The following is a 15,797-nucleotide window of genomic DNA, read 5'->3' on the forward strand; positions in this document are numbered from 1 at the left end:
GGGCTTTTTGTTCGTCCTGTCACGGCCTTTTTGCTATAATGGAACTATGAACAACTTGATCAAATCAAAACTAGAGCTCTTGCCGACCAGCCCCGGTTGCTACATTCACAAGGATAAAAACGGCACCATTATCTATGTAGGAAAGGCTAAAAATCTGCGCAACCGTGTGCGCTCCTATTTCCGTGGCAGTCATGATACCAAAACAGAGGCCTTGGTGTCTGAAATTGTAGATTTTGAATTTATCGTTACTGAGTCCAATATTGAGGCACTTCTCCTAGAAATCAACCTGATCAAGGAAAACAAGCCAAAGTACAATATCATGCTCAAGGATGATAAGTCCTATCCGTTCATCAAGATTACCAATGAGCGCTATCCTCGTTTGATTATCACCCGTCAAGTCAAGAAGGATGGAGGTCTTTATTTTGGACCTTATCCCGATGTGGGGGCCGCCAATGAAATCAAGCGACTCTTGGATCGGATTTTCCCTTTTCGTAAGTGTACCAATCCGCCGTCTAAGGTCTGTTTTTATTATCATATCGGTCAATGTATGGCCCACACTATCTGTAAGAAGGATGAGTCCTATTTCAAGTCCATGGCTCAGGAGGTTTCTGACTTCTTAAAAGGGCAGGATGACAAAATCATCGATGACCTCAAGAGTAAAATGGCAGTGGCAGCGCAAAATATGGAGTTTGAACGTGCGGCGGAATACCGTGACCTGATTCAGGCCATTGGCACTCTTCGGACCAAGCAACGGGTTATGGCCAAGGATCTCCAAAACCGTGATGTCTTTGGCTACTATGTGGACAAGGGCTGGATGTGTGTGCAGGTTTTCTTTGTCCGTCAGGGCAAGCTCATCGAGCGAGACGTCAATCTCTTCCCCTACTACAATGATCCGGATGAGGACTTCTTGACCTACGTGGGACAATTTTATCAAGAAAAATCCCACCTGATTCCCAATGAAGTATTGATTCCGCAGGATATTGACCAAGAAGCTGTCACGGCCTTGGTGGACACCAAGATTGTCAAGCCCCAGCGTGGAGAGAAAAAACAGCTGGTCAATCTAGCCATAAAAAATGCCCGTGTTAGTCTGGAGCAGAAGTTTAATCTGCTAGAAAAATCTGTCGAAAAGACTCAGGGAGCTATTGAAAATCTAGGGCGCTTGCTTCAAATACCGACTCCAGTTCGCATTGAGTCTTTTGATAACTCCAACATCATGGGAACCAGTCCTGTTTCGGCCATGGTGGTCTTTGTCAATGGTAAACCGAGTAAGAAGGATTACCGTAAGTACAAGATAAAAACGGTTGTTGGCCCGGACGATTATGCTAGTATGCGTGAGGTTATTCGCAGACGCTATGGTCGAGTTCAACGTGAGGGCTTGACCCCACCAGATTTGATTGTGATTGATGGGGGGCAAGGTCAAGTCAATATTGCTAAGCAGGTCATCCAAGAAGAGCTGGGCTTGGATATTCCCATTGCAGGCCTGCAAAAGAATGACAAGCACCAAACCCATGAATTGCTCTTTGGTGATCCGCTTGAGGTGGTGGAGTTGTCTCGCAATTCTCAGGAATTTTTCCTCCTCCAACGCATTCAAGATGAGGTGCACCGCTTTGCCATTACTTTTCACCGTCAACTGCGCTCCAAAAACTCCTTTTCATCCCAATTGGATGGAATTGAAGGGCTGGGACCTAAACGCAAGCAGAATCTCATGAAGCATTTCAAGTCCTTGACCAAAATCAAGGAAGCCAGTGTAGATGAGATTGTAGAAGTCGGTGTGCCCAGAGCTGTCGCAGAGGCTGTGCAGATGAAGTTGAACCCAGAAGAAGTGGAATTGGTTCAAGTAGCGGAAGAAAAAGTAGATTACCAGACAGAAGGAGACCATCATGAACCATAAAATCGCAATTTTATCAGATATTCATGGCAATGCGACGGCCTTAGAAACAGTGATTGCAGGACTTCTGGATAGCTGGATAGTTAATATATAAGTAAAGACCGCGTAAGCGGTCTTTTGTGCTATAATGAAAAGAAAGTGTGTCAGAATGGAGTGTTAATTATGATACCTATAGAAAAATCAAATCCGTCTGAAGTTGAAAAGTTTTGCATGGAATTATATAGAAAAATAAATTTTACAGATTATCCTGAATTTAAAGATGAGTTAAATAACTGGGTTGTAAATAATATACCGGGACTTGAGAGTGAACAGGATGCTTTTCTGAATATAATGAAGGATGAATTTTCATTCTTAAAGAATTATAAAGGATTATTGGATAATTTCATAGATAAAGAACCTAGATTAGCAGAGTATTTAAAAAAATCTTATAGCAAGATAGATGCAAAATTAAGGAAGAAGATAATTGATTTAAAGAATGTTTCGGTATGCCCATATTGCAATCGTAATTATATAAACTCAACATATAAAATGCTCCACTGTGATAATTGTAATCAAGACTTATTTGTAATTGATGAGGTCGAAAATGAATGTCCGAGTTGCAAACAAGAGATTAACTGCCAGACTGAAGTAGTAAACACTGCTCAACTAGACCACTTTTTTTCAAAAGACAGCTATCCACTATTTGCGGTTTCATTTTATAATTTAATTCCTAGTTGTTATAGTTGTAATCATGTGAAATCAAATAAGAATTTAGAATATAGTCCTTATGATACTAGTTTTCCACTCGATGATGTAAAGTTTACATACATTCCAAAGTCTGTCGATGAGATTAAAATCAAAATTGTTTCTTATGATATTAACTTTGAAAATGGAATTCGTGATTTGGGTATAGAGGAGCTATATCAAAGCCACATTGATGTGGTCAATGAATTGATTTGGAAAAAAGAAGTATATACAGATAGTTATAGAGAGGGTTTGTCAGAAATCTTAAATCAAACCAACCTTGAATTGAGCAAGGCTGAGGTGAATCGCTTTATAACAGGTCACTACACAGACAAAGAAAATTATGGGAAAAGACCACTTTCAAAAATGGTTACAGATATTAGCAAAGAAATTGGACTAGTAGGAGAAGAAGAATGAAATTAATTGCTTTGGTGATTAAACAGTATGATGAGCTTTTTAAGAATCAGATTTTTAATTTTTCAGACGAATATAAAGTAAATTTTGATTTTGAAACGAATGAATTAAAAATTGATAAAAATCCAGATTATATTGAAAATTTTTATGGAGAGTCTATTTATAATATTTCACCAATAGTTGGGATAAATGGTGTGGGAAAAAGCACTATTTTAAATCTGATAGGCTATTATCATCGTGCGGAAGATCAAAACAAAGATATAAATCAATTTTTCTATGTGTATTTAGATACTAATGGAAAGTTTTATTTAAGAGGTGAAAAGTATGATTTAAATTCAATTACTATAGAAGATCTAGCAACGGATCAAGTTGATATAAGTGGATACTGTGATGCTCAAAAGAGAGATAAGTTGAATTATATCATGAACGAAGATAGACGTCCAAGCGGAAGATTCGGAGGGGTATCATTATTAGATGTTCACTTAGCAGAATCTTCTAAATGGTATATGTTGAATGGTATCTTTGAAGCTTATGAGGTATTATATTCTCGAGGATTAGTTTCTTCGTCATGTAAATTTAGTTTTGGACTTAGTAAGTATAGTATTCCAGAAAAATTTTTGAACGATTTGGAAGAGAAAGAGTTTTTTTTCTGTCTTGTTTGGACGGTAATTGTGAATATTCGTAATGTGTTCAAGCTTGGTTTAAGCGATGAAGAGATTGAAAGACATTTTGTAGATGGTAAGTATCTGCCACTATTTGATAAAATAAATGAAGAAATAGAAGACGAAAAGAAAGACTTTATAAATTCATTAGTCGATTTTCTAAACTATTTAGAGCAATTTATTCATGAGTACAAGATAAAAGAATACATTGATAGTATGGAAAGTCGGATAGTTGAGATTGGATATGGAGAAAAGAATTTTGATAATCGCATCGAATTTGAAAAACTGTATCTAGACTATGAAAAATTAGAAAAGAATGCATTAGATTTGGAGTACTATGGTTTTAGAGTAATAGATGAATTTTATTATAATATGTCTACTGGTGAAACAAATATATTAAAAGTGATAAGTTATGTAAAGTGGTTACAAATGAATCCCTCTCAAGGGACATGTCAATTAGTAGTGGATGAATTAGAATCGGGTATGCACCTCGAATGGTCTAGAAGCTTAATAAACTTTTTAGTTAACTATATAAATGAAATCAACAAAATAGGAGGAATGAACTTCCAGCTCATCTTCACAACTCACTCTCCTTATATGTTATCTGATATTAAACCAGGAAATGTGATTATGATTGAAAAAAATCAAGAAACGGGATATTCAGAAGGAAAAGTTTTACAAAATACTTTCGCTAAAAATATACAAGAAATCATGAAGGAAAATTTGATTGATAATATTTATGGTGATTTTGCCTTAGCGAAGATTAATTCTATGATTGAAAGACTTAATGGAGAAGAGGAGCAGGAAGGAAATGAAGAAGAACTATTAAAAGAAATTCATTTAATCAGCGAGCCTATTCTTCGTAATAAATTATTAGAGATGTATGATAAGAAATACAATACCTCAGAATTTAGTATTGAAAAACAATTACAGAAGTTGAATCTAAATGAGGAACAACGCCAGCAGGTCAGAGCCATGATTGAAGCAAATATAAGTAGTGCCAATGCGGATAAATAGTATTTGTACATAAATTATTTTAAATAGCAAAACCAAAGAATAGGAAGTGTTAAGATGAACCATAAAATCGCAATTTTATCAGATATTCATGGCAATGCGACAGCCTTAGAAGCAGTAATTGCAGATGCCAAAGTTCAAGGAGCCAGTGAATATTGGCTTATGGGAGACATTTTCCTCCCTGGTCCAGGTGCAAATGACTTGGTAGCCCTGCTAAAGGACCTTCCTATCACAGCCAGTGTTCGAGGCAATTGGGATGATTGTGTCCTTGAGGCCTTGGATGGTGAATACGGTTTGGAAGATCCACAAGAAATCCAGTCAATGCGAATGACTCAGTTTTTGATGGAGCGAATGGATCCTGCAACGATTGTCTGGCTACGAAGCTTGCCTTTGCTGGAAAAGAAAGAAGTTGAGGGGCTGCGCTTTTCTATCTCTCATAATTTACCTGACAAAAACTATGGTGGGGATCTACTGGTTGGGAATGATACAGATAAATTTGACCAACTGCTAGATGCGGAAACCGACGTGGCAGTCTATGGTCATGTTCACAAGCAGTTGCTTCGTTATGGCAGTCAAGGGCAACAAATCATCAATCCAGGTTCGATTGGCATGCCCTATTTTAACTGGGAGGCGTTAAAAAATCACCGTGCCCAGTATGCCGTGATAGAAGTTGAAGATGGGGAATTGGTCAATATCCTATTTCGTAAAGTCGCTTATGACTATGAAGCGGAGTTGAAATTGGCCAAGTCCAAGGGCCTTCCCTTTATCGAAATGTATGAAGAGCTACGCCGAGATGACAACTATCGGGGGCACAATCTAGAACTCTTAGCCAGCTTAATAGAAAAGTATGGGTATGTAGAGGATGTAAAGAATTATTTTGATTTTTTGCAAAGTGAGAAATAAAGCGGGTAGCCCATATTTTGAAGTGAGGTGGTAGCCGAATTGTTTAGAAGAGAGTCAGACGATAAGGAAGAAAAGATGGCTTAGCTAAAGTTTGACATTGAAATTATTTTGTTATACAATGAACTTAATTCTTAATATAAAGGAGAACATTATGAAGAAAATTATTACAGCCAGTATGGCTCTTTTATCTCTTGTTGTTTTAGCAGCATGTTCAGGGAAAACAACGTCTGATTCTTCGACTAAGACTTCAAGCTCTGTAGAACAAACTTCTTCTTCAGAGACTTCATCAACAACGTCTAGTTCAAAGACAGAAAATAATGAGGTTGTTTTGATCACCGATGAAGAAATTGACAATGCTAAAACTGTTGGAGATGTGAAGAAAGTCTTTGGTAAACTAGTCGACAATTATAAAAAGCATGCAGTTGAAATTGGGGAAAAAATTCCAGAGAGTGGAAAAGAAGCATATAACGCCCAAGTTGAACCAGCGCTTAAGTCTATGGAGACTGTAAGAGAGTCATTTAACGAAAGCCTTTCAAGTATTGGTTCTGATGATACAGTAGTGCCAGAACAAACGCGTACTCTATTTGTTCAACAGTTGAAAACTGGACGTGACACAATGAAGAAAGCGCTGGAAGCGGCTTATAAAGCAATTGCTCCATATACATCTGGTCAATAATATAAGAAAGTAGGTGTTCGATCACCTGCTTTTTGATTGCTTCAAATCTAAAGCGATACCTACTTAAATAGCTCCAAATTAATAGCAGAGAGTTTGAAAGAAGTACTAACTCTATGAAAAATCTCTGCAAGCTCTTTCAGAATATGGTAGAATGGAAGAAGTAGAATTAGAAAAGGAAATCGATTATGAAATTTCTTGAATTAAATAAAAAACGTCATGCGACTAAGCATTTCACTGATAAGCCAGTGGATCCCAAAGATGTGCGTACGGCTATCGAAATCGCAACCTTGGCCCCAAGTGCCCACAACAGCCAGCCATGGAAATTTGTGGTCGTTCGTGAGAAAAATGCTGAATTGGCAAAATTGGCTTATGGTTCGAACTTTGAGCAGGTATCATCAGCACCTGTAACCATTGCCTTGTTTACCGATACAGACCTGGCCAAACGTGCTCGCAAGATTGCCCGTGTTGGTGGTGCTAATAATTTTTCTGAAGAGCAACTTCAATACTACATGAAAAATTTGCCTGCCGAGTTTGCGCGTTACAATGAACAACAAGTCAGCGACTACTTGGCTCTTAATGCAGGACTAGTAGCTATGAACTTGGTTCTTGCACTGACTGACCAGGGAATTGGTTCAAACATTATACTTGGTTTTGATAAATCAAAAGCCAATGAGGTTTTGAACATCGAAGACCGTTTTCGCCCAGAACTCTTGATTACAGTGGGTTACACAGACGAAAAATTGGAACCAAGCTACCGCTTGCCAGTAGATGAAATCATCGAGAAAAGATAGAAGGAAGAAAAAAATGACAGCAATTGATTTTACAGCAGAAGTAGAAAAACGCAAAGAAGACCTCTTGACTGACTTGTTTAGCCTTTTGGAAATCAACTCAGAACGTGACGATAGCAAGGCAGATGCGCAGCATCCATTTGGACCTGGTCCAGTAAAAGCCTTAGAAAAATTCCTTGAAATCGCAGACCGTGATGGCTATCCAACTAAGAATGTCGATAACTACGCAGGACATTTTGAGTTTGGTGATGGAGAAGAAGTTCTCGGAATCTTTGCCCATATGGACGTGGTACCAGCTGGTAGCGGTTGGGATACAGACCCTTATACACCAACTATCAAAGACGGTCGCCTCTACGCGCGTGGTGCTTCTGATGACAAGGGACCTACAACAGCTTGTTACTATGGCTTGAAGATCATCAAAGAATTGGGCCTTCCAACTTCTAAGAAAGTTCGCTTTATTGTCGGAACAGACGAAGAATCAGGCTGGGCAGACATGGACTACTACTTTGAACATGTAGGACTTGCAAAACCAGACTTCGGTTTCTCTCCGGACGCTGAATTTCCAATCATCAATGGTGAAAAAGGAAACATTACAGAATACCTCCACTTTAGTGGTGAAAATGCAGGTGTTGCCCGTCTTCACAGCTTCACAGGCGGATTGCGAGAAAACATGGTACCCGAATCAGCGATAGCACTCGTTTCGGGCGACCTGGCTGACTTGCAAGGAAAACTAGATGCCTTTGTTGCAGAGTACAAACTCAGAGGAGAAATTCAAGAAGAAAACGGTCAATACAAGGTGACGATTATTGGTAAATCCGCCCACGGTGCTATGCCTGCTTCAGGTGTCAATGGTGCAACTTACCTTGCCCTCTTCCTCAGTCAGTTTGACTTTGCTGGACCTGCTAAAGACTACCTCGACATTGCTGGTAAGATTCTCTTGAATGACCATGAGGGTGAAAATCTCAAGGTTGCTCATGTTGATGAAAAGATGGGTGCCCTTTCTATGAATGCGGGGGTCTTCCGCTTTGACGAAGCAAGTGCTGACAATACTATTGCCCTCAACTTCCGTTATCCAAAAGGAACAAGCCCAGAGCATATCAAGTCAATCCTTGAAAACTTGCCAGTTGCTTCTGTTACCCTTTCTGAACACGGTCACACCCCTCACTATGTGCCAATGGAAGATCCGCTTGTGCAAACCTTGTTGAATGTCTATGAAAAACAAACTGGTCTTAAAGGTCACGAGCAAGTCATCGGTGGTGGTACCTTTGGTCGCTTGCTAGAACGTGGTGTTGCCTACGGTGCTATGTTCCCAGATTCTATCGATACCATGCACCAAGCCAATGAATTCATCGCCTTAGACGATCTTTTCCGAGCAGCAGCAATCTATGCAGAAGCTATCTATGAATTAATCAAATAAAACGATAGAAGTCTGAGATTTTATGCTTAGACTTCTTTTTGGAGGGAAAACAGATGTCTCAAATCGAAAGAATCAAGCAAGCCATTATGGCGGATCCACAGAATAGCAGCTATACAGAACGCGGAATCGAACCTCTCTTTGCAGCGCCAACAACTGCTCGTATCAATATTGTCGGTCAAGCTCCGGGCTTTAAAACGCAAGAAGCAGGCCTTTACTGGAAAGATAAGAGTGGTGAACGCTTGCGGGACTGGCTAGGTGTTGATGAAGACACCTTTTACAATTCGGGGTTGTTTGCAGTTATTCCCATGGACTTTTATTTCCCAGGACATGGAAAATCAGGCGACCTTCCACCCCGTAAAGGCTTTGCCGAAAAATGGCACCCACAACTCCTAAAGGAATGTCCAAATATTGAATTGACCCTTTTGATTGGCCAGTATGCTCAAGCCTACTATTTACATGAGAAAATTAGTGGCAAGGTAACAGAGCGGGTAAAACACTACAAAGACTATTTGCCAGAATATTTTCCTCTAGTTCACCCTTCTCCTCGTAATCAAATCTGGATGGCTAAGAATCCTTGGTTTGAGTCAGAAGTGGTGCCAGATTTGAAAGCATTGGTACAAAAGATTATTCATCAATAAAGGAGAAAAACTATGGATCCTTATCAACAAGTAGCTAATAAGTTGCAAGAGTTGGGAATTATCTTTGATGTGGTGGAGCACCCACCTGTATTTACGACAGAGCAGGCAGATAGCTATATTGAAGGAATGGAAGGAGTCCGGACTAAGTCCATGTTTTTGACCAATAGAAAGAAAACCCAGTACTATCTGCTCATCATGGATGACAAGAAACGATTGGATATGGATGACTTTAAAGTTCAAGTGGGAGCCGATCGGATTCGAATGGCCTCATTGGACTCCTTGGCTGAGAAAATGACCCTACCAGCAGGAACGGTATCACCTTTTGGTTTGTTAAATAATGAAGAAAAAGATATTCTAGTTTATTTTGATAAGGACATTGTATCGGAGGATATCATGACTTTCCATCCCAATACTAATGAAAAGACCATCTTTATCAAAAGCAAAGACTTGTTCCGATTTTTAGAGTCGATTGGATTTACCTATAAGTTTTTAACTTTGCGTTAAAGGCATCAAAAAGAAGAAATGATGAAAGAAATTGTTTTTGACAAATTCTACCAACTTTACCAGAAAGAATCCCTTTCTGTATTAGATGTGAGAGGAGTAGAAGAGTTGGACAATGAGCAGTTGCATTATGTCATTTGTAAATCAGGTATGAGATCAGCTTGTGCTTGCCAGTTCTTGGAGGAGCATGGATATAAGGCCATCAATGTTCAAGGTGGCATGACGGCCTTTGAAAATCTTTAAAATTTTGCATTTCTCTTACTTGGTGTGGACTAGGTAGGAGAAATTTGTTTTTAGATAATTCTTATTTTTAAAAATATTGAAAACATTCAATGATTAATTTTGGATACTTTTTTCAGAGTCTTAATCATGGTATACTAGGTCAGTATTTTAGAAATATGAAGGAGATTTTTATGGCTAAAAAAGGTACCCTAACAGGTTTACTCTTGTTTGGAATATTTTTTGGTGCGGGAAACTTGATTTTTCCGCCTTCTCTAGGTGCCCTATCTGGAGAACAGTTTCTTCCTGCCATTGCAGGTTTTGTATTTTCGGGTGTCGGGATTGCTGTCCTAACGCTCATCATCGGAACGCTCAATCCCAAAGGATACATTCATGAGATTTCTAAGAAAATCTCACCTTGGTTTGCGACTCTTTATCTTGCAGTCCTCTATCTATCGATTGGTCCCTTCTTTGCTATCCCACGTACAGCCACAACAGCTTATGAGGTCGGCATCAGCCCCCTCTTGTCTGAAGCAAATAAAGGCCTAGGATTGATTATCTTTACCGTGCTTTACTTTGCTGCAGCCTATCTGATTTCACTCAATCCATCAAAGATTTTGGATCGTATTGGACGTATCTTAACTCCAGTCTTTGCTTTGTTGATCGTTATCTTAGTTGTACTAGGTGCCTTTAAATATGGTGGAACAAATTCTCAAGTAGCTTCAGCAGCCTATCAATCTTCTGCCTTTGGTACAGGTTTCCTAGAAGGGTATAACACCTTGGATGCCCTAGCCTCAGTGGCCTTCAGTGTAATCGCTGTTCAAACCTTGAAACAACTTGGATTCTCCAGTAAGAAAGAATACATTTCAACTATTTGGGTGGTTGGTATCGTTGTAGCTCTTGCTTTCAGCGCTCTCTACATCGGTTTAGGATTCCTTGGAAATCATTTCCCAGTACCAGCAGAAGTGATGAAGGGTGGAACACCAGGCGTTTATATCTTGTCACAAGCAACTCAGGAAATCTTTGGTTCAACAGCTCAGCTCTTTCTTGCTGTTATGGTAACTGTAACCTGTTTCACAACGACAGTTGGCTTGATTGTGTCGACAGCAGAGTTCTTTAACGGACGTTTCCCACAAATCAGTTACAAGGTCTATGCAACTGCCTTTACCTTGATTGGGTTTGCTATTGCTAATCTTGGCCTTGATGCAATCATTAAGTACTCAGTGCCAGTACTTGTAATCTTGTACCCAATCACCATCTCCATTGTGATGATCGTGATTGTGAATAAGTTTGTACCCTTATCAAAACCGGGCATGCAGTTAACTATTGGGCTTGTTACAGCTATTGCTCTTGCAAGCGTCCTTGGCAGTTCCTTTAAGATTGAGTTTCTAGCAAACCTTGTGAATACTCTACCTTTTGCAGCTGCCTCTTTACCATGGTTAGTGCCAGCAATTATCGGAATCTTGCTTTCATTGGTTTTACCAAACAAGCAAGAAAGCGATGTTTTTGAAATGGAATAAAAGAATCCTTGGCTTAAGCCAAGGATTTTTGCCTATATTCACTTTGGAGGATTAGTTAGTTTCTTCAGTGAATCCCATTGTCTCTAGTCCATTTTTAGAGATTGAGAAACTGACACGATTTCCAATACCAGGATATTCTTCAGGGAGTGCTTTTCTAAGTTCGTCAAGGCTTGCAGTTGAGAAATCAACTTCGAGATCTTGAACAACTTTTCCATCTTTGATTTCAATGGTTTGTTTAACACCTTTTAGCCCGTAATAACCTTTATAGGTATCCTCGAGTGTACTCTTGACCTCTTCTGGAGTTGCACCAAGGATTTCAGGATCTGCAACATTCTGAGCGGTTTGCTTGGTAACATTGTCGCCTTCTACAGTATAAACCAAGGTAGAAGTGATTCCAGGATTGCTTTTGTTGACAAAGGTATGTGTTTTAGTTGTTTCTTTCTTTTCAGATGATTGTTCAGTGCTTTGCTTGGTCTCGCTTGACTGAGCAGTTTTGTCTTCCTTGGCACTGTTATTAGTAGGTGCTGATGCCTGTTTCGAGCATCCTATTAGAATGAGTAAAGCAGCCGCAAGGGCAAGCGAGGTTTTAAAGTAAGATTTCATATCCTTAACTTTCCTTTCATGATCAAAGTATTTGTATTATAACATGGATCCATAGTGAAATCAACTAGAAGGATAAGACCCTTTTCCAAAGGGATCCAGCTAGAAAAGTGATATAATGGTAGGAAGAGGTGAAGAAATGAATCAAACTGTAAACTATATCAAAGAATTAACCGCTATTGCATCTCCAACAGGCTTTACTCGTGAGATTTCAGACTACCTAGTCCATACTTTAGAAGAGCTTGGTTACCAGCCTGTTCGCACAGCTAAGGGTGGTGTCAATGTGACCATTAAAGGTCAAAATGATGAGCAACAACGTTATGTGACTGCCCACGTGGATACGCTGGGTGCTATTGTTCGTGCAGTCAAACCGGATGGCCGTCTCAAATTGGACCGTATCGGTGGTTTTCCTTGGAACATGATTGAGGGAGAAAATTGTACCGTTCATGTTTCTAGTACAGGTAAAACGGTATCTGGAACTATCCTCATCCACCAGACATCTTGCCATGTTTACAAAGATGCAGGAACTGCAGAACGTACGCAGGACAATATGGAAGTGCGTTTGGACGAAAAAGTGACCAATGAAAAAGAAACGCGCGCCTTGGGCATCGAGGTCGGTGATTTTATCAGTTTCGATCCGCGAACAGTTGTGACGGAAACTGGTTTTATCAAGTCTCGCCACTTGGATGACAAGGTCAGCGCAGCGATTTTGCTCAATCTTCTTCGTGTTTATAAGGAAGAGGGGATTGCATTGCCAGTAACAACTCATTTTGCTTTTTCAGTCTTTGAAGAGGTGGGCCATGGTGCTAACTCCAATATTCCAGCTCAGGTAGTAGAATATCTGGCTGTGGATATGGGAGCTATGGGCGATGATCAACAGACAGATGAGTATACAGTGTCTATCTGTGTCAAGGACGCTTCAGGTCCCTACCACTACGACTTCCGTCAACATTTAGTGGCTTTGGCAAAGGAGCAAGATATTCCATTTAAGCTCGACATTTATCCATTTTACGGTTCGGATGCTTCGGCAGCTATGTCAGCAGGCGCAGAGGTCAAGCATGCCCTTCTTGGTGCGGGCATCGAGTCCAGTCACTCTTATGAGCGCACACACATTGATTCAGTAGTGGCGACTGAGCGTATGGTCGATGCCTATCTCAAGAGCACATTGGTAGACTAATATGTGTTTGATTTGTCAAAGAATTGAATGGATCAAGGCAGGGGAAAATCCTTACTTTGTCAAAGAACTAGAAACAGGCTATGTGGTCATTGGAGACCACCAGTACTTTAAGGGCTATACCTTATTTTTAGCAAAAGAGCATGTCACAGAACTCCACCATATGGAGACTTCTGTAAAACTTCGTTTTTTAGAGGAAATGAGTTTAGTCCAAGAAGCAGTCGCCAAAGCATTTAAGGCTGAAAAGATGAACATCGAACTCCTAGGAAATGGAGATGCTCACGCTCATTGGCACCTCTTTCCAAGACGGTTAGATGATATGAATGGTCACGGACTCAACGGCCGTGGTCCAGTCTGGTGGGTGCCCTGGGAAGAAATGGCGGCAGAAGAATGCCAAGTGCAATCCCCTGAACTGGAAGAGATGATTAAAACCTTATCTGATGAATTAGAGAAGCACGCGGTTTAAGAGAGGAAGAAAAAAATGAAAAAAAGATATGTCATTTTATCTGGTTTACTAGCATTAACCCTAGCAGCATGTTCTCAAGAAAAACCTAAAAATGAAGAAAACACTCAAAAAACGGAACAAACTAGTCAACCTGAAGGGACTATAGGGAGCAAATCTCAAGCCACTAGTCAGAAGAAGGCGGAGGTTGTGAATAAGGGAGACCACTATAGTATCCAAGGGAAGTACGATGAAATCGTTATAGCTAATAAGCACTATCCTTTGTCAAAAGACTACAATCCAGGAGAAAATCCAACAGCTAAAGCAGAGTTGCTGAAACTCATTGCAGCAATGCAAGCAGCTGGCTACCCAATCAGCGATCATTACAGTGGTTTTAGAAGTTATGAAACTCAAACCAAGCTTTATCAAGATTATGTGAATCAAGACGGTAAGGAAGCAGCAGATCGCTACTCAGCTCGCCCAGGTTATAGTGAACACCAAACGGGTCTTGCTTTTGACCTTATCGGGACAGATGGTGATTTAGTTACTGAAGAAAAGGCAGCCCAGTGGCTCTTGGATCATGCGGCTGACTATGGCTTTGTCGTTCGCTATCTAAAAGGCAAGGAAAAAGAGACTGGCTACATGGCAGAAGAATGGCATCTTCGATACGTTGGAAAAGAAGCCAAAGAAATTGCTGCAAGTGGTCTCAGTTTGGAAGAGTACTATGGCTTTGAAGGCGGAGATTATGTCGATTAAAAATGAAAGTTTTCTCTTGCATTTTTAGATAAATAGTGTATAATAGATGGGTATGTGTAAAGCATACTTGTGGGAGGTAAAAATCTTTAATTACCGCCAAAACCACAAAGGAGGATTTAAAAATGGCTAAAAAAGTCGAAAAACTTGTAAAATTGCAAATCCCTGCTGGTAAAGCTACACCAGCTCCACCGGTTGGACCTGCTCTTGGTCAAGCTGGTATCAACATCATGGGATTCACAAAAGAGTTCAACGCTCGTACAGCTGACCAAGCTGGTATGATCATTCCAGTTGTTATCTCAGTATACGAAGACAAATCATTTACTTTCGTTACAAAAACACCACCAGCTGCTGTTCTTTTGAAAAAAGCTGCAGGTGTTGAAAAAGGATCAGGTACACCTAACAAAACTAAAGTTGCTACAGTTACTCGTGCACAAGTACAAGAAATTGCAGAAACTAAGATGCCAGATTTGAACGCAGCAAACATTGAGTCTGCAATGCGTATGATCGAAGGTACTGCTCGTTCTATGGGATTCACTGTTGTTGACTAATTAATAACACAGTAGAAAATCTCACAGCAGTCTATTAGTTGCTTTTCATACTAGGCAAGTGACTGAGGCTTGTACTTAGGTACAGCAAAGGAACTTAACGAAGTAGGAAAAGGAAAATAATAGACTGAAAACCCGCAAGACTTCATCATTTCGAGGAGTGACGTGGGAGATGAAAATCGATTGAACCACTTACAAGGAGAATAGAAAATGGCTAAAAAAAGCAAACAACTTCGTGCTGCTCTTGAGAAAATCGACAGCACAAAAGCATACAGCGTAGAAGAAGCTGTAGCACTTGCAAAAGAAACTAACTTTGCAAAATTTGACGCAACTGTAGAAGTTGCTTACAACTTGAACATCGACGTTAAAAAAGCTGACCAACAAATCCGTGGCGCAATGGTATTGCCAAACGGTACTGGTAAAACTTCACGCGTTCTTGTTTTCGCACGTGGTGCAAAAGCTGAAGAAGCAAAAGCTGCTGGTGCAGACTTTGTTGGTGAAGATGACCTAGTTGCGAAAATCAACGACGGTTGGTTGGACTTCGACGTAGTTATCGCTACACCTGACATGATGGCTCTTGTTGGACGTCTTGGACGTGTCCTTGGACCACGTAACTTGATGCCAAACCCTAAAACTGGTACAGTAACAATGGATGTTGCAAAAGCAGTTGAAGAGTCTAAAGGTGGTAAAATCACTTACCGTGCTGACCGTGCAGGTAACGTTCAAGCTATCATCGGTAAAGTATCATTTGAAGCTGAAAAATTGGTTGAAAACTTCAAAGCTTTCAACGAAACAATCCAAAAAGCAAAACCAGCTACAGCTAAAGGAACTTACGTAACAAACTTGACAATCACAACTACTCAAGGTGTTGGTATCAAGGTTGACGTAAACTCACTTTAATTAACAAATTTTTAAAA

Annotated in this window: 17 protein-coding genes and 1 pseudogene; 17 read left to right on the plus strand and 1 reads right to left on the minus strand. The window is 40.0% G+C overall.

Translation table 11 applies throughout. The features are described 5' to 3' along the window. Nucleotides 1-46 precede the first annotated feature (46 nt). The 12 genes and pseudogenes from uvrC to brnQ all read left to right on the plus strand — a co-directional run bounded on the left by uvrC (nucleotide 47) and on the right by brnQ (nucleotide 11,363). Complete coding sequence (gene uvrC / locus M1F97_RS00640) at nucleotides 47-1,891, plus strand: excinuclease ABC subunit UvrC (protein ID WP_247943864.1); 1,845 nt, start codon at nucleotides 47-49, stop codon at nucleotides 1,889-1,891. Beyond that, nucleotides 1,881-1,973 (plus strand): annotated as a pseudogene (locus M1F97_RS09195) (metallophosphoesterase family protein); the annotation flags it as partial. The gene uvrC and the pseudogene M1F97_RS09195, both read left to right, overlap by 11 nt. Before the next feature lie 77 nt (nucleotides 1,974-2,050). Continuing rightward, nucleotides 2,051-3,028, plus strand: a complete 978-nt coding sequence (locus M1F97_RS00645; protein WP_247943865.1) for a hypothetical protein — start codon at nucleotides 2,051-2,053, stop codon at nucleotides 3,026-3,028. Then, complete coding sequence (locus tag M1F97_RS00650) at nucleotides 3,025-4,704, plus strand: AAA family ATPase (RefSeq protein WP_247943866.1); 1,680 nt, start codon at nucleotides 3,025-3,027, stop codon at nucleotides 4,702-4,704. Before M1F97_RS00645 ends, M1F97_RS00650 begins: the two co-directional genes overlap by 4 nt. A 54-nt stretch (nucleotides 4,705-4,758) precedes the next feature. Continuing rightward, on the plus strand, nucleotides 4,759-5,604 hold the full coding sequence (locus M1F97_RS00655) for a metallophosphoesterase family protein (RefSeq protein WP_247943867.1): 846 nt from the start codon (nucleotides 4,759-4,761) through the stop codon (nucleotides 5,602-5,604). 151 nt (nucleotides 5,605-5,755) lie between these two features. Beyond that, nucleotides 5,756-6,280, plus strand: coding sequence for a hypothetical protein (locus M1F97_RS00660; RefSeq protein ID WP_247943868.1), 525 nt, complete (start codon nucleotides 5,756-5,758; stop codon nucleotides 6,278-6,280). A 185-nt stretch (nucleotides 6,281-6,465) separates the two neighbouring features. Continuing rightward, nucleotides 6,466-7,071: a nitroreductase family protein gene (locus tag M1F97_RS00665; RefSeq protein ID WP_247943869.1), complete on the plus strand. Its 606-nt coding sequence runs from the start codon at nucleotides 6,466-6,468 to the stop codon at nucleotides 7,069-7,071. Between the two features lie 13 nt (nucleotides 7,072-7,084). Further along, nucleotides 7,085-8,485, plus strand: coding sequence for a dipeptidase PepV (gene pepV, locus M1F97_RS00670; RefSeq protein ID WP_247943870.1), 1,401 nt, complete (start codon nucleotides 7,085-7,087; stop codon nucleotides 8,483-8,485). A 53-nt stretch (nucleotides 8,486-8,538) separates the two neighbouring features. Beyond that, nucleotides 8,539-9,123 (plus strand): uracil-DNA glycosylase family protein, encoded by a 585-nt coding sequence (locus M1F97_RS00675; RefSeq protein ID WP_247943871.1) that lies wholly within the window; start codon nucleotides 8,539-8,541, stop codon nucleotides 9,121-9,123. A 12-nt stretch (nucleotides 9,124-9,135) separates the two neighbouring features. After that, on the plus strand, nucleotides 9,136-9,627 hold the full coding sequence (locus tag M1F97_RS00680) for a prolyl-tRNA synthetase associated domain-containing protein (protein ID WP_125838519.1): 492 nt from the start codon (nucleotides 9,136-9,138) through the stop codon (nucleotides 9,625-9,627). Between the two features lie 21 nt (nucleotides 9,628-9,648). Continuing rightward, nucleotides 9,649-9,867 (plus strand): rhodanese-like domain-containing protein, encoded by a 219-nt coding sequence (locus M1F97_RS00685; RefSeq protein ID WP_125398959.1) that lies wholly within the window; start codon nucleotides 9,649-9,651, stop codon nucleotides 9,865-9,867. Nucleotides 9,868-10,037: 170 nt separating this feature from the next. Then, nucleotides 10,038-11,363: a branched-chain amino acid transport system II carrier protein gene (gene brnQ / locus M1F97_RS00690; RefSeq protein ID WP_247943872.1), complete on the plus strand. Its 1,326-nt coding sequence runs from the start codon at nucleotides 10,038-10,040 to the stop codon at nucleotides 11,361-11,363. 51 nt (nucleotides 11,364-11,414) lie between these two features. On the opposite strand, the gene M1F97_RS00695 is transcribed toward brnQ, so the two are convergent. Continuing rightward, nucleotides 11,415-11,966 (minus strand): DUF1307 domain-containing protein, encoded by a 552-nt coding sequence (locus M1F97_RS00695; protein WP_247943873.1) that lies wholly within the window; start codon nucleotides 11,964-11,966, stop codon nucleotides 11,415-11,417. A gap of 136 nt (nucleotides 11,967-12,102) precedes the next feature. On the opposite strand from M1F97_RS00695, the gene M1F97_RS00700 reads away from it, so the two are divergent. The 5 genes from M1F97_RS00700 (at nucleotide 12,103) to rplA (ending at nucleotide 15,780) form a co-directional block, all read left to right on the plus strand. Continuing rightward, nucleotides 12,103-13,140, plus strand: coding sequence for a M42 family metallopeptidase (locus M1F97_RS00700; RefSeq protein ID WP_247943874.1), 1,038 nt, complete (start codon nucleotides 12,103-12,105; stop codon nucleotides 13,138-13,140). Nucleotide 13,141: 1 nt separating this feature from the next. Continuing rightward, nucleotides 13,142-13,603: an HIT family protein gene (locus tag M1F97_RS00705; protein WP_247943875.1), complete on the plus strand. Its 462-nt coding sequence runs from the start codon at nucleotides 13,142-13,144 to the stop codon at nucleotides 13,601-13,603. A 15-nt stretch (nucleotides 13,604-13,618) separates the two neighbouring features. Then, complete coding sequence (gene ldcB, locus M1F97_RS00710) at nucleotides 13,619-14,335, plus strand: LD-carboxypeptidase LdcB/DacB (protein WP_247943876.1); 717 nt, start codon at nucleotides 13,619-13,621, stop codon at nucleotides 14,333-14,335. Nucleotides 14,336-14,457: 122 nt separating this feature from the next. Continuing rightward, nucleotides 14,458-14,883, plus strand: coding sequence for a 50S ribosomal protein L11 (gene rplK / locus M1F97_RS00715; protein WP_001085808.1), 426 nt, complete (start codon nucleotides 14,458-14,460; stop codon nucleotides 14,881-14,883). A 207-nt stretch (nucleotides 14,884-15,090) separates the two neighbouring features. Further along, the gene (rplA, locus tag M1F97_RS00720; protein ID WP_001085675.1) at nucleotides 15,091-15,780 is read left to right on the plus strand and encodes a 50S ribosomal protein L1; all 690 of its coding nucleotides are present in this window, start codon (nucleotides 15,091-15,093) and stop codon (nucleotides 15,778-15,780) included. Nucleotides 15,781-15,797 lie beyond the last annotated feature (17 nt).

It is taken from the genome of Streptococcus oralis (genome assembly GCF_023110435.1).
GTDB lineage: Bacteria > Bacillota > Bacilli > Lactobacillales > Streptococcaceae > Streptococcus > Streptococcus oralis_CF.